The following is a 24,986-nucleotide window of genomic DNA, read 5'->3' as shown; positions in this document are numbered from 1 at the left end:
CTGATATTAAGTTTGAAAGCGCTATTATAAGCGACTATATTAGCTTGAAAAGAGGGGTATTCATGAGAAAAAGCTGGACACGTGCGCTTACATCAGGTCTCGTACTGGCCATGCTTGTTGGCTGTTCGGGTAACAATGGCGGAGGCGGAGGAGCCAATGCGAGCGGCGACGGCCAAAGCGGGAATGAAGCGGGAGCCACGAAATTTTCCATGTCGATGCGGACGCTTAACGTATCCTACGTTGAGAAAAATCCGGATATCAACAAGGATAAGTACGTGCTGGAGCTAGAGAAAATGACGAATACGGACCTGGATATCCGTCTGATTCCGCATAACGAATATCAGGATAAAATGGTGCAAATGTTCGCAACGAATGACATTCCTGATGTGGTGCAGGGCACTGGCGGAATCAGCGGTCCCGAGCTGGCGGGTGCCGTAGAGAACGGAGTCTTTCTTCCGCTGAACGACCTCCTCCAGGAGCATGGGCAGGATCTGCTCAAGTTCATCCCCGAGGAAGCCTGGAAGCGGATGACGGATTCCAAGACGGGCAATATCTACGGAATTCCCGAAATCTTGTCCAATCCGTCCAGACGGGCCACATGGATTCGGACCGACCTCCTGGAGAAGGTAGGCAAGGAGATCCCGACAACGGTGGAAGAGACGATGGATGTTCTGCGCGCGTTCAAGGAAGCCGGGGTGGAGCAGCCTTATGCCGGACGTCAGAATTTCAAATATGCGGATACCTTCTTCGGTGCCTATGACGTGCTGGGTTACCTGAACCAATTCAAGGTATTCCCGGACGGGAAGGTAAAGCCAACCTTCTTTGATGAAGAAAACATGAAGCAAGCGATTCAGATCTATAAGACGATGCATGAGGAAGGATTGATCAGCAAGGAATTCGCGACGATTGAAAGCGCGGATTTCAAATCCATTGTCACGAGCGGCAAAGCGGGCATGTGGTCCATGAACGCGAATGAGCTTCCGATCTGGGGCACCCAACTGAAGGAGAATGTGCCGGACGCGAAAGTAGCGCTGATTCCTTCCCCTGTAGGACCAGACGGTAAAGGGGGATATGCCCATTACAATCCGGTCACGCGTTCCTTCTTCATCAACGCAAAGGCGAAGGATAAAGCGGAGGATATCGTGAAGTTCTTCAACTGGATGGTCAGTGAAGATGCGGAATTGTTCTTCAGCTTCGGCATTGAGGGCGAGGATTATCAAGTAACCGACGGCAAGCCGGTCTTCGAGGTTCCAACGGACACGGCAGGTGCGGATAAGATGCGTTATTTGAACTACTGGCTGTGGCTGGTGCAGGACACGACCTACAACAAACGCGTATCCGAGTTGTCCGATTCCGGCAAAGAGCTGATTGATGCTTTTGATAACATGCTTACGAAAGAGGGCCGCCGCGGCATTGAATTCGATCCGCGTCTGGAGGCGATGGTGAAATATCCGGAGCTGAATCCGAAATCGGATGAACTGCCGCCGCTGATTCTGGAGCATGTGCTCCGCATGGTATACGGCAGGGAGCCTATCGATAACTACGGCAAGGTGCTCGAGGAATATCTGTCCAAAGGCGGCAGCGAGATTATTGAGGAAGCTACGAAACGATATAACGAAAAAGAAAACGCTTTCGAATAAGCGGAGCATGTTTTAGTATAGTGTTGAAGAATGACTCCTCTGCTTGTCTGGCAGAGGAGTATCTTGCTAAAGCTAAACTACTCTCGCTGTCTTGAAAGGGGAATGGGTGATGTACCGCATTCTGGTCGTTGATGATGAACCTATGATAAGAATGGGCTTGGCGAAACTGATCACGCAGACGGATCCGGCCATGATTCAAGCCGCAACGGCCGGCAACGGCATGGAAGCATTGGAAGCGATCCAGACGACACGACCGGACTTTATTTTTACGGATATCAAAATGCCCAAGATGGACGGCCTGGAGCTAAGCAAGCAGCTATATGAAACATACGGCGATATCACGGTTGTTGTCATCTCCGGTTACGGCGATTTTGAATATGCCCAGAAATGCATGTCCTATGGGGTTAAGGAATATCTGCTCAAGCCCGTGACCAAATCGGTGGTACATAACACCATGAATAAATTGATGGCGGATCGAAAGTCCATGCAGGAGAAGCAGCGGTTCTATTTTCCGCTCTCCAAGCTGGAGGATTGGCTGGAGCAGCTCGAGCTGGCCGTATGGCATTTGCAAATGAACGATATCCAGAACAAGCTGCAAGAAATCGAGGATTATTGCAGTGAGCGCAGGCTCGAATCGATTCAGCTTCAGGAGCTGCTCGATGAGCTGTACGCGAAACTGATCAAGCAGCTAAACGGCCGGGATGTGTATTCGTTCGAGCGGATGACAGGTATCTCGGGGGCGGAACCCGGAGGGAACCATCATTATTTCGAGAGATTCCGTCATGCCGTGGATCAGACGGTAAAGCTCATACGCGACAAGAGGAAAGGAAATGCCAAGGAGCCTGTAGAGGAAGCGAAAGCCTATATAGAGCGGAACTTATCCCGCGATCTCTCACTGGATGAGGTTGCGGATATGCTCGGACTCAACCCGTCGTATTTCAGTCAGCTGTTCAAACAGATGACGGACGAGACCTTTGTCCACTATCGGATCAAGAAACGAATGGAGAAGGCAAAGAAGCTCCTTGCCATTCCGCATTATAAAATAACGGATATTTCGTTCGAAGTGGGGTATGCGGATCATCCCCATTTTACCAAAACCTTTAAGAAGGTCACCGGCTATACCCCTTCCGAATACCGGGAGCTGCTGGGGATCGAATGATGCGCAAGAGCCTGTCTCGTCAAATCTTTTTGTACTTCTTTATCGTCATATTGTTCTCGCTATCTACGGTCGGCGTATTCTTCTATCTCAAATCATCCGAAGCGATTGATGAACAGGTCGAGAAGTATATGACCACCGTCATCACGAACGCCGCAAGGCAAACGGATAATCAGCTGAAGATGTTTGAGCGAATCAGCAATACGATTTTGCTCCAGGATTCGGTGAAGCGATTTTTGGATATGGACCCAAGCGACAGCTATGAGCATTACCGGTTCACCAATCTCATCCGAAAGGATGTCTTTCAGAAGATCTTCATTCAATACCCTACCCAGACCCATATGATGTACATTCTTGGGTTTCATGGCCGGTCGATTTTTGATCAGAATCAGAATTTCTCCGCCATGTCGATCGATCCGTCGGACCGTCTTCGTGAACTGAGGGAGAAGACGCCGGGGAACGGGGAGATTGTCATTTTGAAGACCAGCCTGCTGGAACAGGATCGGGACAACGTCATTACGGTTGCCCGCAAAATCCGGGGAATGAACTCGTACGACGTGAAAGGCGTGCTTGCGGTTGAGTTCAATGAAGATCAGCTGTCGGGTTTATGGAACGGCGTCGATCTCGGGGAGCAGGGCTTCTTCTTCATCCTGGATCGCGAAGGTGAAGTGGTCTATGCCCCTGAGCACGTGGATATGGACGGAATTAGTTCAACCGACCTGCCGGAGCGCATTATCGCCAAAGGCGATCATCGCTTCATTGAACCGGTGTTAGGCGAGAAAGCGATGATCATCTCGCGCCAGTCCGAGTATTCAGGCTGGAGCCTCGTCATTATGATGCCGCTGGATGAGCTTCGGGCACCGATTTCGGGGATTCGGTCCACCACCATTATCGTAGGCTTCGTTACGCTGATCATAGCGCTCATTCTTGCCTATAGATTCGGCAAATCGATCGTGAACCCGATCCGCAATCTGAAGAACGGGATGAGGCAGACGGAGAAGGGAAACTGGACGCATATCACCGATGTGAAGCCGCGGGAGGACGAGATCGGCGGATTGATCCATAGCTACAATCTCATGGTCAGCCGCTTGTCCGATATGATCGAGCAGGTATACGACACGGAGCTCCACAATCAGAAAACGCAGCTGGAGCTGCAGGACATCCAGCTGGAGCGCCAGCGGGCAGAGTTCCAGGCGCTCCAATTACAGATCAATCCGCATTTTCTGTACAACACGCTGGAAACGATCAATTGTTACGCGATCGTTCAGGATTCCGACGAGATCTCGGACATGGTGGAGGCCATGGCTTTCATGCTTCGATATTCCATTCAGACCAACCTGGAGGAAATCACCATTGCCAACGAGCTGAACCATGTGCGGCATTACATGATGATCTTAAAGCATCGGATCGGGCGCGATTTCGAGATCGAGGTGGCGACGCCGCCCGAGCTCCTATTGGAGAAGATGGTCAGGCTCTCCTTACAGCCGATTGTCGAAAATATTTTTCAGCATGCTTTTCCGGAAGGGATCGAAGCATGGCATTACATTCGGATCGACACGAGAATCGAACAGGACAACTTGCTGGTTATCGTCGAGGACAACGGGGCAGGCATAGCGGACCATAAGCTTCATAAACTGCGCAAAAGGCTCGAGGAAAACCGCCTGGTCGATGATGAAGAGGGGATGCATGCGCGGCGCAGGGGTGGCATCGGCATCGTGAATGTCCATCGGCGAATTCAGATGGTTTACGGCGAAGAGTACGGGATAACGGTTCATAGTTCGCCGGATCAAGGCACAAGCATCGTCATGACGATGCCGCGAATGGAAAGAGTGCGTGAACAAGAAAGCAGACTGAAACAGCTGCAAACCTAATCAGGAGGGATCAACATGCATATTAACTTATCGGGTAACATCGCTTTAGTCACAGGTTCGAGTGGAGGGATCGGTCGTGCGGTAGCATTGAGGCTGGCAAGAAGCGGGGCCAAGGTTGCCCTGAACTATCTAAACAGCAGGGAAGCCGCCGAAGAAGCCGTAGCGGAGATTCGAAGTTTAGGCGGCGAGGCTTATGCATTTCAAGCAGACGTCACGCATGTGGAGCAGGCAGAGGCACTCGCAGCCGAAGTAGAGAAGGCATTCGGCGGCCCGGTTACGATTCTGGTTAATAATGCTGGGCATTTGGTTGAGCGTCTGGCGAATGCGGAAATGACCGAAGAGCTATACAACAAGGTTATGGATGTAAATATGAAAGGCACGGTATTCGTGAGCAAAGCCGTCATTCCGGGTATGAAAGCCGCAGGTCAAGGTCGCATTGTCAATATGACCTCCGTAGCGGCACATAACGGCGGCGGACCGGGCGCAAGCATTTATGCAGCCAGCAAAGCTGCCGTCCTGAGCTTTACCAAGGGGCTGGCGAAGGAGCTTGCTGCAAGCGGTATTAATGTGAACGCCGTATCGCCAGGCTTTATCGGACAAACAGCGTTTCACGCCACCTTTACCCCGGATGACGCGCGAAAAGCAACGATCAAGGGCATTCCGCTCGGCCGAGAGGGCACCCCGGACGATGTCGCTGGCTCCGTTCTGTTCCTCGTCTCGGAGCTGTCTTCTTATCTAACGGGGGAGACGATCGAAATTAACGGCGGTATGTTCATGCGATGAGGGATTGGATGAAGGTCAACGTGAAGTCGAAATTCTATCCTTGGAGCGAACGCACAATCGATATCCTGAAGGCCGAGCTTGATCAAGTCATCGACCGGCGGCTGGATGTTCCAGTTGACCCAGGCGGCTGGTGGCACCAATATGTGTGTTCCGAACATCATACGGAACTGGTGTTTGATCCGCTGGAAGCTGACTGCAGCCGCTTTCGTTGTCCGCATGGCTGCGAATGGGAAGGAGAACCGTATCGGGGAGCATGGTTGGTATTCAAGCATCAGGCCATGGCCCGATATGCTCTGCAATCTGCCGCCGTCTATGCAGGCACGGGGGAGGAGGCCTACGCCGATCTTGGAAAAAGGCTGATCGTCCGCTATGCGGAGCAATTTCCGCTATACCCTGTACATCCCGATGCCCAGCCCTGGATGCTGAAAGGTCGCGCATTCCATCAGGCTTTGACCGAGGCCATCTGGGCAACGACATTGCTTCGCGGCTACCTGCTGCTGGAGGATGCGCAAGTGTCGTTCGACGAGGCTGACCGCCGGAAGATTCATCAATTTCTGTATATGCTGGAGAGCAGCATGACGGAGTATCATCATATTTTGACCCGGGAGCGTGGAAATCCAGAGAACAACTATACCGCCTGGCTGATTGCCGCGCTGTTCAGCATCTACGCGGTACAAGGCGAAACGGAGAAGCTGCGGCAGCTGGTCGTGAAGGAAGGCGGCCTGCGGCATCATCTCAGCATTGCCATCAGGCCGGATCAGCTTGAATTTGAAGGCAGCATGTATTACCACGTATTTGTACTCCGTGCTTACCTGATTGCTGCGGAAATGGGGGGCAGAGTTGGTGAAGAGCTTTTTTCCCTGAAAGGCGAGCAAGGCCAATCCATGCAGGGAATGCTGGAGGTACTGGTTCGATTGTCAGACCAGAACGGATTTCTGCCTGCACTTCACGACGGTCCTTATTGCAGGGCTCCGTATGCGCGAGAAATTGCCGAAATAGCGGAAATCGGTTTATCCGTATATGGGGACAAGAGCTATCAGCAATTGCTAGACAATGTATATCGTGAACTGAATGGAGAAGCCGGCCGGATTGGCATGCTGGAAGCTCTGCTATACGGAATGGGCCATTGGGATGGGAGATACGGAATGGCTGCTTCTGAGGCGAAGGGTTCTCATAAGGAGACAGCGGGTGGAGTATGGGAAGTAGGGGACATCATCGAAGTCCGAGTTACACGAGAAGTCCGGCCAGCAGGTGATGCAGAACATGTAAAACAAGCAGGTTATGAACATGGTGGTAATGAAGCATGGCACATCGAAGGCAGAAACGAGAACGACTTGCCCGATCTGTGTAGTCCTTCCGTCTTTCTTCCTCACAGTGGATTCGCCCTGTTAAAGTCGTACCATTCGAATGGGCTTCATGCGTTGGTCGATTTTGGCCCTCATGGAGGATCACATGGTCACTTCGATAAACTGAATTTGATGATTCATGTCGGGAACCAGCCTCTTTCACCAGACCGTGGAACCGTACCGTACGGTTCGATCCTGAAGAAGGAGTGGTATCCCCATACAGCCTGCCACAATACCGTCTCGGTAGGAGGCCGTTCCCAGAATCCGGCAGAAGGCATATGCATGCGGTATGAATCCGCTTCAAACCGTTCCTATATTTGGGTTCGGGCCGATGAGGCCTACGATCAAGCCATTCTGGACCGGCATTTGATATTGACGGAAGATTGGCTGCTGGATTGGTTTGAAGTGGAATTGGATGAACCGGAAGCCGTGGATTGGTGGTTCCATTACGTTGGCATGGGGCAGCTGAGCGGACTTCCAAATACTGATCAAGGCCACGTTAAAACGGATCTTGGAAACGAAGACGGATACGCATATGTAAAAGAGAGGTGCACCTGCGTCTTGTCCCAGGATGGCTTGCAATTCAATCTCCACATTGCCAATGCATTAGGGCCGCTGGCGGTAATCTCATTTATCGCCTTCGAGGGGATGGAATGCTCACAGGTAGAGTCACCTGGGCTTGCTGACGATCCCAGCCGCCTCATGGAAGGAATCCGGCTTCACCGATTGGATTCGAAAGCCCGCTTCATTGCCGTCTATCGTGCCGGCGATGAGCCGATCACCATGGGATGGACGCGCTCAGAGGATGGGGATTGGCTCAGCCTGTCCGATGGAAGGACCGCAAGAAGCTTCACGATGACCAACAACGGGTTGGAGGAGAGGGGTACTCGATGAAAACCTTGTTTGAACCGAAAAGCGGATTGTTGTCCGTGCCATATCAACCGGATGAAGAGAGTAAGCTGCTTGAGAATCCTCCCCGTTTCACCTGGATGCCGGGACAGCTGGAGAACGATCGTTATATGCTGCAAATTTCGACCTCGCCCTCGTATGAAACGGAAGCGACAACGACGATATCGCCGATTCCCTATAACTTATACACGCCGGAGCAACCGCTGGAGCCGGGTACTTATTATTGGCGATATGCCTTGCTGACCGGGGAGCCAGTGGAGGATACGCCAGACTTGGACCATAACCGTTCTTCATGGAGCCAATCCCGGATGTTTCATGTCCCGGGGGGGCTGCCCGAAACTCCCCTGCCTGGCAGAGGGGAGCGGTACGAAAGCACGCATACCGGTCATCCGCGGTTATGGCTGGACGAAGAGGGAATTGAAGCGTTCCGGGAATGTCTCCGAAAGGATGAAAATTACTGCGGCTGGCGCGCTTTTTACGAGAAATCGGTCCTTCCGTGGCTGGATAAGCCGTTAATTCCGGAACCGGAACGTTATCCTGGCAATAAGCGTGTCGCCAAGCTGTGGAGAAAAATGTACATGGATTGCCAAGAAACGCTGTATGTTATCCGGCACTTAAGCGTGGCAGGGGTCATTTTGCAGGATGATGTTTTGATAGCCAAAGCGAAGACGTGGCTGCTCCACGCGGCCCGGTGGGATACGGAAGGTACAACGTCCAGAGATTATAACGATGAAGCCGCATTTCGGATGGTGGGTGCACTTGCATGGGGATATGACTGGCTCCACGATTACCTCAGCGCAGAGGAGATTCATCTCGTCAGGGGAGCTCTTCTGCGACGTACGGAGCAGGTGGCCTTCCATGTGATGGAGCGCTCGAAAATCCATCATGTCCCTTATGACAGCCATGCTGTTCGTTCGTTGTCCTCCGTTCTTGTTCCGGCCTGTATTGCCATGCTTCATGAAAAGGGTGAGGCACAGACATGGCTGGATTACACCTTGGAATACTACGCCTGCCTCTATTCGCCTTGGGGCGGAGAAGATGGGGGCTGGGCCGAAGGGCCGCTCTACTGGACAACGGGCATGGCATTTGTGATCGATGCGCTCAATCTCATTCGCAACTACGTAGCCATTGATTTCTTTCGACGGCCGTTCTTTGGGCGCACGGGCGATTTCCCACTCTACTGCAGCAGTCCGGATACGATCCGGGCCAGCTTCGGGGACCAGTCCTATCTCGGCGAACCCGTCAGTCTGAAGACGGCTTTTAATATTCGCCAGTTTGCAGGCATTACAGGGAATGGATTATATCAGTGGTATTATGAACAAGTAGCCAAGGCGGATACGGACGCCGACTCCAAGTTCTACAATTACGGCTGGTGGGATTTCCGTTTTGACGATATGCTGTATCGGCATGATTACCCTCAGGTGGAAGCTGTTTCTCCTTCACTTACCGTTCCGTTTTCTTTAGATAACGTCTCGGAACCAAAGGATGGAACCATCCAATCCGTCAAATGGTTCCGCGATATTGACTGGGTGGCGATGCATCACCGCATGGATGATCCGGATGAGCACATTATGCTGCTTGCAAAGAGCAGCCGTTACGGCTCCATGAGCCACAGTCACGGTGACCAGAACGGATTCCTGCTGCACGCGTATGGTGAACCTCTCGCAATTGAAAGTGGATATTACATCGCTTTTGGAAGCACGATGCATATGAATTGGCGCAGGCAGACGCGTTCCACGAACAATATTCTCATTGATGGCCATGGTCAGTATGCGGGAAAAGATAAGGTGCTTTGCATCCAAGCCAGCGGAAAGGTCGAGCAAGCAGCTGCGTCATCGGGTTATGGGTACGCCCGTATGAACGCTACGCAGGCCTATCGGGAGAATGTCCCTTATCTGGAGCGGTATGTGCGCGAGATCTATTTTTTTGACGAATCTTATTTTGTCATCGTGGATACGGTGGATCTTGCCAAGCCAGCCAGCATCGAATGGCTGTTTCATACCCTGAACCGGATGAAGCTGTCCGGGCAGACGTTTCGGGTGATGGGCAGCAAAGCGGAAATGGAAGGGCGATTCGTGTACTGCTCATCAGGCGATCTATCGCTGAATCAGCATAATCAATTCACTGACGTCGATCCCGAAGAGATTGAAGGGCTGGATAACCAGTGGCATCTGCATGCTGAAACGAAATCAGCCACAAGCCATCGCATCGCGACTCTCCTGGTTCCCATGAAGGCACAGGAGAGTAAATACGTCTCGTATTTTCTGGACGATCAGGACCATGGGGTTCATATCTATTTCACCAATGAAGACGGGAACACAAGAAAGGTCGAAGTGCCTAAGGCATATTAGGTCTTAGAGGCGCTGATTCGAACCAGAATTCACAAAAAGACTCAACTTCAGCGAAAGCTGCTGTATGTGGAGTCTTTTTTTGCATATTCGTCACCATGCTTATGATTCAGCTGGCGTTTTCGTACAGGTCATGGCCGCAGATCGTTCGCTAAGGAGTGTTCTGGAACCCGGATCTATAACTGCCTAGCCTGAGAAGGCGTCATGCTCTTGTACTGTTTGTACAGCTTGGTAAAATAATTCGGGTTGCTGCAGCCGACGATGCCGGCAATCTCCGTGATGGTCAACGACCGTTCACGGAGCAGCTTCTCCGCTTCATTCATCCGGGTCAGGTTGACGTAATCCACGAACGTGCGGCCCGTTAAACGCTTGAACATTTTACAAAAATGAAACGGATTCAAACCGACCTCTGCAGCGGCGGTCTCTACCGACAATTTCTCACCGATGTTGCTCTCGATGTGCTGAATGAGTTTTTTATAACGATCCCGATTCGCAAAATACGGCTCGGCCGACTTCTCCGTGAACGGTGTGGGCATAAATGTACGTGCCAGCAGAACGAACAGCGTGTACAGCTTGGACTTGGCAATGAGCTCATAGGCCGGACGGCGGGCAACAAGCTCATCAATGACTTCATCCAGCAGCGGATAGCAGTCTGCGCCAGCTGGTTGGCTCTCGGCAGGCTTGACGGGGAAACGGAGCCGGCCTTCCATATAGGGAGCGACATAACGCGCATGAATCGGATCATGAAGGAAATCGTTAAAGAGGGATGCATTCACCACGACACAATCAAAACGCACGTCGCCATCTTCAAGGGCATATCCCACGTGCAGGCTGCCGCCGGGGATGATGATCATTTCTCCAGCCTTTACGTCATACGGAGTTGTATCAATATGGAATACCGCGTGCCCTTGGCGCATGCTAATGATCTCAAAGTGTTCATGCCAGTGGAGATACAGGATACAGTCTTTCGATTTGGCATGGGAGCAGAAGTTATTAAATACCTGCACAGGATAGGCTTTATAGTCAAGTCTCGTATTTTCATGAAGCTCTCTTGGATTGGACATGTGAATTCACCTCGGACCGCAAGATAAGAGTGGTAATGCACAAGGTTGTATAGAGAAATTGTTGAGTTTCGCCATTATAATGAAGTTGCTTCATTTACATTAAGCCAATATTGGAATGATGACAACAGTTTAGGATGTATTATTGTAAGCGGTTTACAACATTATGACGTATTCAGGGGGAGTTAGCGAGTATGACCACGACATATAAAGTTGTGATAGCAGGATGCGGCAGTATGGCGAATACATGGGCGGAATATGCGAAAGGGCGAGAGGACGTTGAAATCGTGGGCCTCGTGGATATCCAGGAGAAATTTGCAAAGGCATTTGCCGATCGGCATGGACTTTCTTGTCCCACATATACCAATATTACGGAGGCTCTTACTTCAAGCGAAGCGAATATCGTATTTGATGTGACCATTCCCGCCAGCCACTATGGGATTAGCAAGGCAGCGCTTAAGCACGGGTGTCATGTATTCAGCGAAAAACCGTTAGCGGAATCGATGACGGAATGCCTGGATATTGTGAGGCTCGCAGGGTCGGCAGGCAGAACCCATGCCGTCATGCAAAACCGCCGATTTGATCCGCGAATTCGGGCATACAAGGATTTGATTGAAAGTGGAGTGATTGGAAAGCCCGGGTTCATAGGAGCGGATTTTTTCCTTGGCGCCCATTTTGGCGGGTTTCGGGACCTGATGGACAGTCCCCTGCTGCTTGACATGGCCATTCACACCTTCGATCAAGCCCGAATGATCAGCGGAGCCGATCCGGTATCCGTGTACTGTCAGGAGTTTAACCCGCCGGGTTCCTGGTATGCCGGAAACGCGATGGCGATATGCATCTATGAAATGACGGACGGCTCCGTGTTCAATTACCGCGGTTCCTGGTGCGCCGAGGGCGCCCAGACCTCCTGGGAGGCCGCATGGCGCGTAACGGGAGAGAAAGGGACTGCGATCTGGGACGGCCACGATGATATTTATGCGGAGATCGTGGCGGAAGGGGATCAATCAGGAAACTTTATCCGGAAGTATGAACGGATTGAAGGGACGCTGCCCGAAATGGAGAAGACCGGACATCACGGCTGCCTGGAAAATATGTTTCATGCTCTCGGAGCCGGCATCAAGCCGGAGACGGATTGCAGCGACAACGTCTTCAGCATGGCGATGGTGCTGGCTGCATTGGAGAGTGCCAAGACGGGACGGAAAGTCTTGATATCGGAGTTCATGAAGGGTTGAAGGGAACGAGTGAGTAATCTTTCGACATTTTGATACAACTTTGGTCTTGGCTGGACGGTAGCCTGCTCTTGCAGGTGTAGTTGGGGACGAAAGCAAATAGGGTAAATGAAGCCGCGGATTCGCGGCTTTTTTTGTTTTAAGTACCGTGTAGAGAAGATTAGACTGTACCTGCCTTTTCGGTGCGAATGATCCATGAAGCAGGAAGAATGAAAAAGGTATCATTCCAGTGGTCCTTCCTTCGAAGACACCCCTCTTCCAGAGAGGGACAAAGCCGTGCTACAATATAGCACAAGCATAAGTAAAACGCTTAACCTGGAAGAGAAAGGAATGACCTCTTTGCAGCAAAACTGGTACCGCAAGCTGCTTCTTTCCTATTTTCCCATTTTCCTTATTACCATTACAATCATCGTGTTTCTTTCTTTCATCATGTTTAATGAGGCCTCACGCGAAGAGGCAGCCAAAGCAAACGGGATTTCCACAAGGTTTATTATGGAAGACCTGGACCGCTCCATCCATGCCATTGAGATGAACGTGCTGAACGAAGTGGAGACGAGTTCCCTATACTCAAGCTATCTGTTCAGTACCCCGTCATCCGACCAAAATCTGATGTACTCGCTGGTGAAACGACTTCGCGTGCTGCAAACGGACAGCGACATGATTGAATCGGTCTATTTGTACCGTCATTCGGATCAGTCCGTGTTGACCACCAGCGGACAGAGCTCCCTCTCGTCGTTCCCGGACCGTTCATTTATCGAGCACGCCGTGAAGGACCACGATTATCGGGGCTGGTCGGCCGTACGCTCCATGACGGGTCTCGGGGAGAACGAACCGAAGCAGGTCATCTCCATGTACAAAAATTTGCCGCTTCCCTTCGGAAGCCAGGGGCTGCTGGTGATAAACGTCAGCATGTACCGGTTGGAGCAGATGATTAATCCGATGATAAATGACAGCGTTTCCTTTTTGAATATTCTGGATTCCAGCGGGGAGCTGATCTTTGAAGCATCCCAGACGGGAGAGGATAACCGGGCCAAAGAAGGCAAGGTGCTGACAACGCTGCAATCGGAACAGCTGGGCTGGACTTTTGAAAGCGGTCTCCGTGCGGGCCAGCTCTATGCCTGGGTGTCCGTCGTATCCTATATCTGGGTCGTTATCGGCTTCGTGACTGTGGTGCTTGCCGTTATTTACATCATTTATATTAGCAGGCGGAATTATCAGCCGATCAAAGCCATAATGAACCGCATAGAATCCATTCAGCTGAACATGCCGCAGGCGGCCAAGGATGAATTATCCGTGATCGACAGCGCGCTTGAAAGCCTGATCAACAGGTCCATGGATTATGACAAAAAGCAGGACGAGAATCTCCAGCTTCAGCGCAGTCAGCTGTTTATGGACCTGATCGGCGGGCAGAAGCACGAAGAGGAGCTGCAATCCCGGATGAGCGAGCTGACCCCGATGACCCTGCCGGAGCAACTGGAGGGCTACGTTATGATGCTCGGTGAAATCAATGATTACAGCGGCTTTCAGGATGTTCATACCGCTCGGGACCAGAACGTGTTGAAGTTTGCCTTGATGAACGTGTTCCAGGAGCTTTCACGTAATGCCGGCTTCAACAGTTGGCTCGAATGGATCTCCGGCAGCCGCGTCGGTATTCTGATCGCGCTGCCGGAGGTAAAAGATGAGACTCGTCCGGCCCTGATTCATGCTGCCGAGGAATGCCGCGGCTGGGTTGAGGACAAGCTTCGCCTGCCTTTGAGCTTCGGGCTAGGCAGCACGGTCACCGGGCTTCATGAGGTCGGGGCCTCGTACCGCTCCGCCTCGGAGGCGCTCGGCCATAGACTGGTGATGGGGGATCATGGCGTCCTGGTTGGCGATGAGCTGTCCAAGGAGGATTTAAGTCACCTGCTTCCTTATCTGACGGAAATTTCAGAGCTGGTCAAGGACTTTCGCTTAAATAACGATGGCTGGAGAACCCGTCTGCAGGATATGTTCGTTTCGTTCAAGGAGGAGCGGCTGAAGGATGATATCATCCGTTCTCTGGTCAACAGCATGCTTCAGCTGCTGTCCCGGGAGGTTGGGGTGTTATCCGGCGAGCTGCGGAATCAGCTTTCGGAGAGCAAAGACCATATGCTGGCGGGAGCAGCGACCCTGGAGGAGCTGCAGAGCAGGATCGGCGATCAGTTAACGGAAACTTACCGTACTTACGTTGCGCTTAGCGAAACCAAAAGCTACCGGGCCATGATCAGCGAGATGAAGCACTATATCGAAGAGCATTTTGAAGATCCGGATTTGTCCCTGAAGCATCTTAGCGACCGTTTTCAGATTTCCGGCAAATACGCAAGCTATCTGTTTAAGATGGAATACGATATGAAGTTCGTTGATTTCCTGGTTCAGCTGCGGATGAAGCGGGCGGAGGAGCTTCTGGCGGAGACCGAGTTCTCCATACAGGAGATTGCGGAGAAAATCGGGTATGCAAACGCCATAACGTTCGGGCGGGTGTTCAAACGGACGGCCGGTGTGACGCCGGGAGATTACCGCAAGCTGAAGATGAAGCCGTCTTCTGGTATGGAGCCGGGATCTTAAATCAGCGGCTCGGATTGCGAAAGCAGTTTATGACTATAGTTTATCAAGAAGCGGGTGCAGAGATTTCCGACTAGGAGCAGCACCCGTTTCGTATTTCCGCAAAATTACGGCATGTTTCAAACCAGGACATCATCTGGCGAGATATTCCACGTAAGGATCAAACCATGCATGCAGCAAGGCTTTAAGGCGGTCGTGTGAAAACAGTTTATGATACGAAAATAGTCATTGCTAAACGGAGGAACCTTGTAACCATGCGGGTTCTGTCGATTGGAATTTGGTTTATTGTCATTCCCGGGCCTCTGAGGCATACTGAGGACACCCAAGAGGTTAAGCGCTTACATGAATGGATCCCAAAGCAGCGCAGGGATGCAGCCGCAGGATATATTCAATTAAAAGAACGGCGCGAACGTCAGGGCAATTATCCAAATAAGAAAAGGGGATGTAACTATGGCGGCAAGCAAGAAAAAATGGGGCAAGCTCGCAAAGCTCTCGCTCGTCATGCTGTTGGCCGGAACGGTCGTATTATCCGGTTGTTCATCAGACTCGGGCAGCAGCACCAATACCTCAAGCGGAAGCGGAGATGCCGGCTCTAATGACGGCAAGCAGGTCACGCTGAAGGTTGAAATTTTTGACCGCGGCAATACACCGAAGCCATACACCATAACCGACAGCTACCTAACGAGATACATCCAGGACAACTTTGGAACTCCTAACAACATTAAAATGGAATTCGTACCGGTACCCCGTTCGGAGGAAATCAAGAAGCTGAACGTTCTGATGGCCAGCGGCGGCAACGTGCCGGATATCGTTTTTACGTACGATACCCCGACCTTCAATCGCTACGCGGAGCAGGGCGGATTGACGGAACTAACCGATCTGATCAACGAGCACGGTCCGAACCTGAAGGAATTTCTCGATGAGGACGCGATGAGTTACGGCCAGTACATGGGCAAACAGTTTGCCGTTCCTGGCAAGCGGGCTTTCCTGGGTAAGTATTCTTCCTTTATTCGTACCGACTGGTTAGAGAAGCTCGGCATGGACGTGCCACAAACCACGGATGAGCTGTACGAGGTCTTGAAAGCTTTTAAAGAAAAGGATCCGGGCGAAACCGGTGGCAAGGTCATTCCTTTTGGCATGACAATCGAACCGGCTCAATACGATCCGTTAATCTGGTCCTTTATCCAGCCGACCACGGAAGAACAGAAGTACACGCAGCTCCAAAAGCTCGGGGCCAATGACTATCCGACCCTGCTTCCCGGCTTCAAGGATGCGCTTCAATTCTTCAACAAGCTGTATAATGAGGGGCTGATCAGCCGTGACTTCAGTTTGGACGAAGACAAGAAGCAGTTGACCCAGGATGTAACTAATGGTCTCACTGGCTTCCTGACAGAGGATTATCCGAACTTGTACTACGCGGACGGAACCTATGATACGCTGCTGAAAAACCAGCCGGATGCCAAACTGGAACCGATCGATCCATTCACCAACTCCGAAGGCAAGCGCGCGAAACCTGAATATGCGCCAAACGGCATGTATATCATGATTCCGAAAACAAGCAGCCATGCTGTAGAAGCGATTAAATACCTGAACTGGATGGCGGATCCTGACAATCTGCTGGCTCTGCAAAACGGCGTGGAAGGCGAAAACTATGAAATGGTGGACGGCATTCCCGTCATGAAGACCGACGCTCCTCAAGATGTGATTGATCGTCTTTACAACTCCGGCGACATTGCCATTATCGCTAACGGCAACTTTGTAGGTGACGAGGCACAGAACCGAGAGAAGCTGACGACCAACTTCCCGGAGAAGTTCCAGGATCTGCACCGCAAGGCCGTTGAGATTGCGGCAACGGATACGTTTAAGCCGGTCAACTTTGACCGACCGATCGAAGCTGAGGCGAAATACGGCACGAACCTCCAAGCTAAATATGAAGAGATGATCGTCAAGACGGCGATGGCGAAACCGGAAGACTTCGAGAAAGTGTTCGAAGCTACCATGAAGGATTATATGGTCAGCGGCGGCCAAGCGATTCTTGATGAGCGGACCAAGGTTTATCAGGAAATGCAATCCGAATAGAGGCAATCCGCAGCGGGACAAGGGAAAGGACGGCTATATACAAGAGGCCGTCCCCTCGCTCCCGGCGTCATGAGCAAGGAGAGGATGATTCAGATGAGAGGAACCGTTTACCTGCGCCGGTACTGGCAACTATATGCACTGCTTGTTCTGCCTTTGGTCTACTTTATCATTTTCAAATACGGCCCGATGTGGGGCGTTCAGATTGCTTTTAAGGATTTCAATTTCTTTGAGGGTATAACCGGAAGCGAATGGATTGGACTGGATGCCTTCCGAGAAGTCTTCCAGACACAGGACTTTTATAAAACACTGCGTAACACACTGATGCTTAATCTGCTGGACCTCATGGTTTCATTTCCGGCCCCGTTGATTCTGGCCATTATGCTGCATGAACTCCGAATCCGATGGTTCAAACGTTTATCCCAAACGATATTGTATATTCCCCATTTTATTTCATGGGTTATTATAGGCGGCATTGTATACCAGGTGTTTGGCACGCAATCGGGCATGATCAACAACATGCTGATGGCGCTCGGTTTTGAATCGGTACCTTTTCTAACAGAAAAAAATACGTGGCTCATCACCTACCTGGCGACGGGTGTGTGGCAGAGCGCAGGCTGGGGAACCATTCTCTATCTGGCTGCCCTAACCGGCATTAACAAGGAGCTGTTTGAAGCGGCGGAAGTGGACGGCGCGGGCAGGTTCAAGCGAATCTGGTATATCACGCTGCCGGGCCTGAAGACGACGGTCGTTACACTGCTTATCATCAATCTCGGAAATATGATCTCGATCGGCTTTGACCGTCCGTTTGTCATTGGCAATAAAGCGGTCATGGATTACTCCGACGTGCTGAGTACCTATGTCTACCGTACGGGTCTGGAATCCGGGCAGTATACACTTGCGACGGTGGTTGGCCTGTTCCAGGCTGTTGTTGGCTTGATCTTTATCCTTGGTGCCAACTATGCATCCAAAAAACTGACAGACGAGTCCATCATTTAACGTTGTTGCAGAAAGGAGTATCACACATGAGCGAGCGAGCGTCGAACCGCGTTTTTGATACCGTCAACATGATCCTGCTTACGGTTTTTGTCCTTCTGTGTTTGGCCCCTTTTTTCCATATTATCGCCATTTCTTTCAGCTCGAACCGTGCGGTAACGTCCGGTGACGTGACGTTGTTTCCGGTGGAGTTCAGCCTTCAGGCTTACAAATCCGTATTCTCCGATTCCAGCATGATCCGGTCACTTGGCTTCACCATCACGCTGACTTTGCTGACAACGGTGCTGTGCATGATCATGACCATCATTGCCGCTTATCCGCTGACGAAAAAGAAGCTGAAAGGCCGCAAGATCTTCATGTTTATCATCATTGTGACCATGTTCTTCAGCGGAGGCATTATCCCGGAATATATTCTCGTGAAAGACCTGAATTTACTGAATACGATTTGGGCCCTCGTTCTTCCGGGACTGATCAGTCCGTTCTATCTGATTATCCTGATCTCGTTCTTTAATGGAATTCCGGAAAGCCTGGAGGAAGCGGCTGAGATTGACGGCACAAGTCAGATCGGAACGATGCTTCGGATTATTCTGCCGCTGTCCTTGCCGGTCATAGCGACACTAAGCTTGTTCTATGCGGTCGGGCGCTGGAACGGGTTTCAGGATACGCTGCTGTACATTACAAGCGAAGAGCTGTATCCGCTCCAGTTGAAGCTGTATCAATTGGTACAGAACAATATGATTACGGATCTGACCCGCAACGAGGGACCCGCAGCGGGTGTCAGAGCAACCACGGAAAGCCTGAAAGCGGCGAGCGTCGTATTTGCCACGGTGCCGATTCTCATCGTGTACCCATGGCTGCAGCGTTACTTCGTCAGCGGCGTGATGCTGGGCGCCGTGAAGGGCTAAGGACGACGGATATCAGGAGGATCGTATATGTATAACAGGGTTTTTGAAGTAAATGACAGCTGGGTTCGGGAGGGGATGGACCGTCAGATTATGGAGCAGGGGCACCGCTGGTTCGGCGGGGTTCGTACCGTCGAAAACGGTTTGCCTTCGCCTAACCATAACAGCGGGACACCGACCGCCATGGCGATCTGGGCTGCCGCGCTTTGCAATCCGGCATCCGACTATTACCGCAGCAGGGAGCTGGCGCGCAGATTAACGCTTGCGGCGCGTTATATGCTGGAGGCTCAGCACAGCGACGGTACGATCTCGCCGGGCTGGACCAATTTTCATTCTCCTCCGGATACCGCCTTCGTCGTGGTTGGTTACGCGCAAGCGGCGCAGCTGCTTCTGGCTGACGGTTGGGTGGAGCTGAAAGGAGCGGCTGCGGATATGCTGCTGTTTCTGGAACGCACCTTGCCTGCGCTGATCACCGGAGGCTGCCACACGCCGAACCATCGGTGGGTGATCTGTGCGGCTTTGGGGTTCTTGAATGAGCTGTTTGATTCGCCAGATGCCCTGAAGCGGGCGGAAGCGTGGCTCTCAGAAGGTATGGATGCCACGGGCGACGGGGAATGGACCGAGCGCAGCAACGGGATATATAACGTCGTCAGCGATGTCATGCTGATTCATGCGGCCAGGCTGCTGAAGCGGCCGGAGCTTCTGGTACCGGTCCGGGCCAATCTGAAGATGATGTCCTATCTGGTTCATCCTGACGGGGAGATCGTCACGGAATATTCCGGGCGGCAGGATTTTGGTCAAAGCTTCGATATGTCGGGATATTTCCTGCCGTGTCTGATGATGGCTTCCCTAGACCACGACCCGGTATTTCAAGGTATGGCGGAACAGTCGCTGTCTCTGCTGAAACATCCCGGCGGAGCACCAACCAACGCAGCCGTTCGGCTGCTCTTGGATCCGGGGCTAAAGCGTCAGGGTGCAGAGACAACGCCGATGCCGGACCATTACAGGGTCGTGCTGAACGCGGATTTTCCAAGGGATCGTTACTTGTCCGGATTTGCGGGTGCCGGCCATCACGGTGTCATCCGTTACAGCCGGATGCACACGGATTTTGGCGCTCCGGTTGCGCGAATCCGTGAAGGACATACCAGCGTGACCGTAAGCACGGAGATGTCTTCCTTCTTTTCTATTCGTCATGGAGCGGCTCGTCTGCTGGGCGTGCAGTTCGCTTCCTATTTCGACCCGGGCTTTGTCAAGATGAGCCGGCTGGCGACGCTGGAGAATGGATATCGGCTATCCGGCGAACAGGAAAAGGGCTACAACGGACCGGTGCCGGAAGCAGATTTGCCTGCAAGTGCCAAGGCAGACATCAGCCCTTGGTATCTGCTGCCGCATCACTGCCGTCCGCAGACGCATGTCCAGCGGCACAAGGTGGAGGTGGATGTGGTAGAAGCGAGCGATGGCTGGAAGCTGGTTGTTTCGTCGACGGAGCCGGAGGAGGTCGTGTCGCAGATCTCGCTCATTTTTCCGGCAGCCGGAACCCTTAACGGCGGAGAGCTTGCTCCCGCCGGCGTGGATGCCCAGTTCTGGATGGAAGGGAGCATCCGTTACGAAATGGACGGCGATTGGATGGAAATCAGCGGCGCTGGATTTCAGCACACGGCGGCGGGCGTCCGGGAGGCAGCATATCCGCTCGGCTTCCGAACGCTGCTGCTGAATATGGTGACCCCTTTTGTGAAGGAGATTCATATTAAGCTTTCTCCAGCGGTAGAACACGCTCGAACGGAAGGGGGCGTATCTTCATGACAAGCTATATCGAAGCCCGGGAAAGCATCCGGTATTGGATGGGCGATGATGATGCCGGCATGCTGAAGACCATTGCCGGCCGCTACATCGGGGCAAACCCGGAAATTCCGTTTGCGCTGCGGTCGTTCGCCGAAACGGGCATTCTTCAGACAGAGGAAGGATATTATGATTTGGACTTCGGTGAACGGTTCCGGAATGCGAAGCAGGGGGATGCCGCTTATGCGCTCGGTCTGGTATGGAGCGACGATGAGCGTTCGATTGACGCCGGGATCATGCCGTTCAGCCCCGTACGCTTCTATCTGAACGATCAGCTGATGTACCGCTCGGGAGCCGAGGACGAGATGAAGCCGGATGCCAAGATCGTCATTTCGCTTGTTCTGAAACCCGGCTGGAATACGCTGCTGATCGAGGCGCGTTGGACCGAAGCTGGCTTTGGCTGCCGTTTTGGCGCCCAGGAGGGCAAGGTCAGAATTCTGCAGGTGCTGTCCCCTTTTACGAACCGGAAGGAAGCAGCCGGCTGGGTTTACGCCGGACCCTTGGCTGCCGGCATGTTCGGCGAAAGCGGCATCTTTCCGAATGCGCACGGAACAGAAGACGAGACCGGTGTTCGCTGGCTCCCGATTACAGGCTGGAGCGAGGAAGAAGCGGCGAAGCCGAATTTTGAGCGATTATTCGGACTGCCTGAGCTTCAGGCAGCAGGCTATGCCTGGAGCCGGCTGAATGTGCCGGCAGGCGTTGACCATGTTGTGCTTAGAGGCCGCGCTCTGGGGCGGACCGAGATATGGATCGGCGGGCAGCCTGTACTGGACACTCAAGAGGGAGGCGACTTTGGCTGCGAGCTTCCTGCTGCGGCCTGCCGAGGGGATCTTCTCGTGCGCAGCTGCCGAGGGCCGTCCGGCTGGGGATTTGAGCTTGAGGCCTACAGTTCAGAGAATGTACTGGGGTTTGTCCTTCCGGTTCCGGTACAGGGCGCACCCTCTCCTTGGCTGTTTGCGGGGCCTCTGGCTGACGAGAAGGAGGAAACGCCGGAGGAGGTGTGCTCGGTCAAAAGGCTGTTCCCGCGCGCGGATGGCCGCGGTTTGATTGGCTGGTCCCTGGATGCGCCGGGGCGCCGGGTCAGGCCGTTTTATGAGAATGCGATGCTGAGCAATAAATGGACCTCCGGCTCTGCTAGCAATTTCGGGCGCTGGGATTATCCGCTTGGGGTGACGATGTATGGCCTGCTTCAGACGTCGCGAGTTCTGAAGCGGCCGGATATGGCGGAATATGCCCGCGCGCATATCGACATCTGTACTTCATGGTACGAATACGCCGTTTGGGACCGGGATACGTATGGATTTCCGTCCGTTAACCATCAGCTGGTGCTGATCAAAATGCTGGACAACTGCGGTTCCTTCGGCTCCGCGATGCTGGAAGCCTACATGGAAAGCGGCAATCCGGACGGTCTGAATGTGGCAGAAGGTATAGCGGACTTTATGACGAACCGCCTGGAACGCCGGGAGGACGGTGCATTCTACCGTCTCTGCATATCGGAGTACTCTGCGGATACGATGTGGGCGGATGATCTGTACATGAGCACGCCGTTCTTGTCGCGGTATGCCATGATTACAGGCGATTCCTCTTATCTGGATGACGCGGCCCACCAGTTTCTGAGGTATCGGGAATACCTGTTTATGCCGGAGGAAGGCGTGATGAGCCACGTGTTTGACTTCAAATACGGGAAGGCAACCCGAATTCCTTGGGGACGTGGAAACGGCTGGAGCCTGTTCTCCTTGTCCGAACTGCTTGAACGCCTGCCGGAGGATCATAAGGATCGGCCGGCCCTGATTGAATTTTTCTGCGAGCTGTGTGCCGGGATCGCTTCCTACCAGGGAGAATCGGGACTGTGGAGGCAGGTCATCATCGATCCGGATGCTTATGAAGAGGCTTCATGCACGGCCATGTTCACCTATGCCTTTGCTAGAGGTGTGCGGTTCGGCTGGCTGGAGAATCCCGCGCCGTTCGCCGATGCCGCCATTCGGGCATGGCAGGGGCTGACCGGAAAAGCCATCGACCGCCGCGGCAGCGTGCACGGGGTATGCAGCGGGTCCCGATATTCCTTTACCGGGGATTATTACAAGCATGATCTGCTCACGGTGGTGAATGACAATCACGGGACCGGCATCATGATGCTGGCGGGCGTGGAAATCATAAAATTGAAAGGCATGCTGGGCGGCCAGTAAGGCATACACTTTCTGTAAAGCGCTTAACCACTCGTTGGTTAAGCGCCTCGATCCAACAGGTTAAGCGCTTAATTCACATTAAGCTTTATCCATAGGATGCAACGACAATGAAAAGCTGAAAAGGAGATGAACCGGTTGACGACGACACGATTAACGATGGCGCAAGCACTGCTGAAGTTTTTGGATGCACAGTATATTTCTGTTGATGGAGTGGAGACGAAATTCGTGCACGGGGTGATGGGGATATTCGGACACGGGAATGTAACCGGTGTTGGTGAGGCCTTGGAACGAAGCCCGGGAGACCTGGTTTATGTTCAGGGCAAAAACGAACAGGGTATGGTGCATACCGCCGCGGCATACGCAAAGCAAAAAAACCGTCGGCAGATATGGGCCTGCACCTCGTCCATCGGACCCGGTGCGCTCAATATGGTCACCGCCGCAGCTACGGCAACGGTAAACCGCATCCCGGTACTGCTGCTGCCTGGTGACAACTTTGCCTGCCGCCAGCCTGATCCGGTGCTGCAGCAGATTGAGGCCCCGTCGGATTACACCGTGTCGGCCGCAGATGCATTCAAGCCGGTGAGCCGGTATTGGGACCGGATTTCCCGGCCGGAGCAGCTTATCGCGGCCGTCCGGCAGGCGATCCGGGTGCTGACCGATCCGGCGGAGACGGGGGCGGTTACGTTGGCACTGCCTCAGGATGTGCAGGCCGAGGCGTACGAATATCCGGATTCGCTGTTTGATAAAACGGTACACGTCATCGACCGCCGCCCGCCGTCGGCCGAAGGACTGAAGCGTGCGGCGGAACGGATTGCAGCCAGCAAGCGTCCGCTCATCATTGCCGGAGGAGGCGTGCACTACAGCGAAGCTGCCAAGGATCTGGCTGCATTTGCGGAAGCTTTCGGCATCCCGGTTGCTGAAACGCAGGCCGGGAAAAGCGCGCTTTCCTGGAAACACCCTCTGAACCTCGGCGCTATGGGCGTAACGGGCTCACTGGCGGCGAATCGCGTCGCGGCGTCTGCTGATCTGATTATCGGCGTCGGCACCCGGTATTCGGACTTTACAACTTCCTCCAAATGGGCGTTTCAAAGGGAGGACGTATCGTTCCTGAACCTGAATGTCAACAGCGCAGACGGCGCCAAGCTCGGCGGCGAAGCACTGATTGCCGATGCGAAGGAAGGGTTGAAAGCGCTGCATCAGAAGCTGTCTCGAGACGGCTATCAAGCGGGTTACGAAGATAGCGAGCTTGCCAGTTTGAAAGCGGAGTGGGACTGCGAGGTGGACCGCTTGTACGCTGCCGAGCATCCGGACGGCTTGTCGCAGACGAGAGCCCTTGGCGTTATCAATGAGGTCATCTCCCCATCTTCCGTCATCGTCTGTGCGGCAGGCAGTCTGCCGGGAGACCTGCACCGGTTATGGAGACCTTCCGAACCGAAGACGTACCACATGGAGTATGGCTTCTCCTGCATGGGGTACGAGGTGAGCGGGGCCTTGGGTGCAGCCCTCGCGGAGCCGGACCGTGAAGTCTATGCGCTGGTTGGCGACGGCAGTTACCTGATGATGCACTCGGAGCTGGTCACCAGCTTGCAGGAAGGGCGGAAGATAACGATTTTGCTGTTCGACAACCACGGTTTCCAATGCATTCATAATCTGCAGCGGAGCAACGGCAGCGACGGGTTCGGCAATGAGTTCCGACGCCGCGAAGAGAGGACTGGCCGCTTGACCGGAGCGTACCTCCCGATTGATTTTGCCGCGCACGCGCGTGCGCTCGGCGCTAAAGCCTACAAGGCCAACACGCCGGAGGCACTGCATGAAGCGCTGCTCTTGGCGCAGAAGGAAAACGTGACGACGCTGATCGAGATTCCGGTCGTTCCGGGAACGAACACCGACGGTTATGAGTCCTGGTGGCGCGTAGAGGTGCCGGAGGTGTCGGCCTCAAGCAAGGTGACCGAAGCGCAGCGCCAGATGGCGGCCCGAAGCAAGGAAGCAAGGCCCTACTAGCGGCTGGAGCAGGTGCCATACTATTTGGCCCGGAGCAAAGAAGCAAACCTCTACCAAACA

15 protein-coding genes are annotated in these 24,986 nt (G+C 53.1%); 14 read left to right on the top strand and 1 reads right to left on the bottom strand.

Annotated features, from left to right (window positions below; translation table 11 throughout):
• The first annotated feature begins 62 nt into the window (after window positions 1-62).
• The 6 genes from OHJ21_RS10945 to OHJ21_RS10920 all read left to right on the top strand — a co-directional run bounded on the left by OHJ21_RS10945 (window position 63) and on the right by OHJ21_RS10920 (window position 10,056).
• Window positions 63-1,640, top strand: a complete 1,578-nt coding sequence (locus OHJ21_RS10945) for an extracellular solute-binding protein (RefSeq protein ID WP_326118325.1) — start codon at window positions 63-65, stop codon at window positions 1,638-1,640.
• A 109-nt stretch (window positions 1,641-1,749) separates the two neighbouring features.
• On the top strand, window positions 1,750-2,799 hold the full coding sequence (locus OHJ21_RS10940; protein ID WP_100537665.1) for a response regulator transcription factor: 1,050 nt from the start codon (window positions 1,750-1,752) through the stop codon (window positions 2,797-2,799).
• Window positions 2,796-4,667 carry a cache domain-containing sensor histidine kinase gene (locus tag OHJ21_RS10935; protein ID WP_100537664.1) on the top strand — a complete coding sequence of 624 codons (1,872 nt, stop codon included), beginning with the start codon at window positions 2,796-2,798 and terminating at the stop codon, window positions 4,665-4,667. Before OHJ21_RS10940 ends, OHJ21_RS10935 begins: the two co-directional genes overlap by 4 nt.
• 15 nt (window positions 4,668-4,682) lie before the next feature.
• The gene (locus OHJ21_RS10930) at window positions 4,683-5,450 is read left to right on the top strand and encodes an SDR family NAD(P)-dependent oxidoreductase (protein WP_486020043.1); all 768 of its coding nucleotides are present in this window, start codon (window positions 4,683-4,685) and stop codon (window positions 5,448-5,450) included.
• Window positions 5,447-7,690 carry a heparinase II/III domain-containing protein gene (locus OHJ21_RS10925; protein WP_486020042.1) on the top strand — a complete coding sequence of 748 codons (2,244 nt, stop codon included), beginning with the start codon at window positions 5,447-5,449 and terminating at the stop codon, window positions 7,688-7,690. The genes OHJ21_RS10930 and OHJ21_RS10925 overlap by 4 nt, the downstream gene beginning before the upstream one ends.
• Window positions 7,687-10,056 carry a DUF4962 domain-containing protein gene (locus OHJ21_RS10920; RefSeq protein WP_486020041.1) on the top strand — a complete coding sequence of 790 codons (2,370 nt, stop codon included), beginning with the start codon at window positions 7,687-7,689 and terminating at the stop codon, window positions 10,054-10,056. Before OHJ21_RS10925 ends, OHJ21_RS10920 begins: the two co-directional genes overlap by 4 nt.
• A 173-nt stretch (window positions 10,057-10,229) precedes the next feature.
• Here the strand turns inward: OHJ21_RS10920 and OHJ21_RS10915 are convergent, their stop codons facing one another.
• The gene (locus OHJ21_RS10915; RefSeq protein ID WP_486020040.1) at window positions 10,230-11,117 is read right to left on the bottom strand and encodes a helix-turn-helix transcriptional regulator; all 888 of its coding nucleotides are present in this window, start codon (window positions 11,115-11,117) and stop codon (window positions 10,230-10,232) included.
• 191 nt (window positions 11,118-11,308) lie between these two features.
• Between OHJ21_RS10915 and OHJ21_RS10910 the strand changes: the two genes are divergently transcribed.
• From OHJ21_RS10910 to iolD, 8 genes are all read left to right on the top strand, one after another.
• Window positions 11,309-12,349 (top strand): Gfo/Idh/MocA family protein, encoded by a 1,041-nt coding sequence (locus OHJ21_RS10910; RefSeq protein WP_486020039.1) that lies wholly within the window; start codon window positions 11,309-11,311, stop codon window positions 12,347-12,349.
• 327 nt (window positions 12,350-12,676) lie between these two features.
• Window positions 12,677-14,929, top strand: coding sequence for a helix-turn-helix domain-containing protein (locus tag OHJ21_RS10905; RefSeq protein WP_486020038.1), 2,253 nt, complete (start codon window positions 12,677-12,679; stop codon window positions 14,927-14,929).
• 447 nt (window positions 14,930-15,376) lie between these two features.
• A complete protein-coding gene (locus OHJ21_RS10900) occupies window positions 15,377-17,005 on the top strand; it encodes an extracellular solute-binding protein (protein WP_486020037.1) in 1,629 nt (542 codons plus the stop codon).
• A 93-nt stretch (window positions 17,006-17,098) separates the two neighbouring features.
• The gene (locus tag OHJ21_RS10895; RefSeq protein WP_100537657.1) at window positions 17,099-18,001 is read left to right on the top strand and encodes an ABC transporter permease; all 903 of its coding nucleotides are present in this window, start codon (window positions 17,099-17,101) and stop codon (window positions 17,999-18,001) included.
• A gap of 26 nt (window positions 18,002-18,027) precedes the next feature.
• The gene (locus OHJ21_RS10890) at window positions 18,028-18,903 is read left to right on the top strand and encodes a carbohydrate ABC transporter permease (protein WP_100537656.1); all 876 of its coding nucleotides are present in this window, start codon (window positions 18,028-18,030) and stop codon (window positions 18,901-18,903) included.
• Window positions 18,904-18,930: 27 nt separating this feature from the next.
• Complete coding sequence (locus OHJ21_RS10885; RefSeq protein ID WP_486020036.1) at window positions 18,931-20,703, top strand: hypothetical protein; 1,773 nt, start codon at window positions 18,931-18,933, stop codon at window positions 20,701-20,703.
• Window positions 20,700-22,925 carry a glycoside hydrolase family 88/105 protein gene (locus OHJ21_RS10880; protein WP_486020035.1) on the top strand — a complete coding sequence of 742 codons (2,226 nt, stop codon included), beginning with the start codon at window positions 20,700-20,702 and terminating at the stop codon, window positions 22,923-22,925. The genes OHJ21_RS10885 and OHJ21_RS10880 overlap by 4 nt, the downstream gene beginning before the upstream one ends.
• A 135-nt stretch (window positions 22,926-23,060) precedes the next feature.
• Window positions 23,061-24,926 carry a 3D-(3,5/4)-trihydroxycyclohexane-1,2-dione acylhydrolase (decyclizing) gene (gene iolD, locus OHJ21_RS10875; RefSeq protein WP_486020034.1) on the top strand — a complete coding sequence of 622 codons (1,866 nt, stop codon included), beginning with the start codon at window positions 23,061-23,063 and terminating at the stop codon, window positions 24,924-24,926.
• Window positions 24,927-24,986 lie beyond the last annotated feature (60 nt).

Source organism: Virgibacillus sp. LDC1 (genome assembly GCF_025792345.1).
Taxonomy (GTDB): domain Bacteria; phylum Bacillota; class Bacilli; order Paenibacillales; family Paenibacillaceae; genus Paenibacillus_AQ; species Paenibacillus_AQ lautus.
This window is presented reverse-complemented; position numbering and strand designations above follow the sequence as displayed.

Coding starts and splice junctions, on each gene's coding strand:
- OHJ21_RS10925 (WP_486020042.1), top strand. CDS start 5,447: ATGAGGGATTGGATGAAGGTCAACGTGAAGTCGAAATTCTATCCTTGG.
- OHJ21_RS10905 (WP_486020038.1), top strand. CDS start 12,677: ATGACCTCTTTGCAGCAAAACTGGTACCGCAAGCTGCTTCTTTCCTAT.
- OHJ21_RS10880 (WP_486020035.1), top strand. CDS start 20,700: ATGACAAGCTATATCGAAGCCCGGGAAAGCATCCGGTATTGGATGGGC.
- OHJ21_RS10885 (WP_486020036.1), top strand. CDS start 18,931: ATGTATAACAGGGTTTTTGAAGTAAATGACAGCTGGGTTCGGGAGGGG.
- OHJ21_RS10930 (WP_486020043.1), top strand. CDS start 4,683: ATGCATATTAACTTATCGGGTAACATCGCTTTAGTCACAGGTTCGAGT.
- OHJ21_RS10920 (WP_486020041.1), top strand. CDS start 7,687: ATGAAAACCTTGTTTGAACCGAAAAGCGGATTGTTGTCCGTGCCATAT.
- OHJ21_RS10940 (WP_100537665.1), top strand. CDS start 1,750: ATGTACCGCATTCTGGTCGTTGATGATGAACCTATGATAAGAATGGGC.
- OHJ21_RS10945 (WP_326118325.1), top strand. CDS start 63: ATGAGAAAAAGCTGGACACGTGCGCTTACATCAGGTCTCGTACTGGCC.
- OHJ21_RS10895 (WP_100537657.1), top strand. CDS start 17,099: ATGAGAGGAACCGTTTACCTGCGCCGGTACTGGCAACTATATGCACTG.
- OHJ21_RS10935 (WP_100537664.1), top strand. CDS start 2,796: ATGATGCGCAAGAGCCTGTCTCGTCAAATCTTTTTGTACTTCTTTATC.
- OHJ21_RS10900 (WP_486020037.1), top strand. CDS start 15,377: ATGGCGGCAAGCAAGAAAAAATGGGGCAAGCTCGCAAAGCTCTCGCTC.
- OHJ21_RS10910 (WP_486020039.1), top strand. CDS start 11,309: ATGACCACGACATATAAAGTTGTGATAGCAGGATGCGGCAGTATGGCG.
- OHJ21_RS10915 (WP_486020040.1), bottom strand. CDS start 11,117: ATGTCCAATCCAAGAGAGCTTCATGAAAATACGAGACTTGACTATAAA.
- OHJ21_RS10890 (WP_100537656.1), top strand. CDS start 18,028: ATGAGCGAGCGAGCGTCGAACCGCGTTTTTGATACCGTCAACATGATC.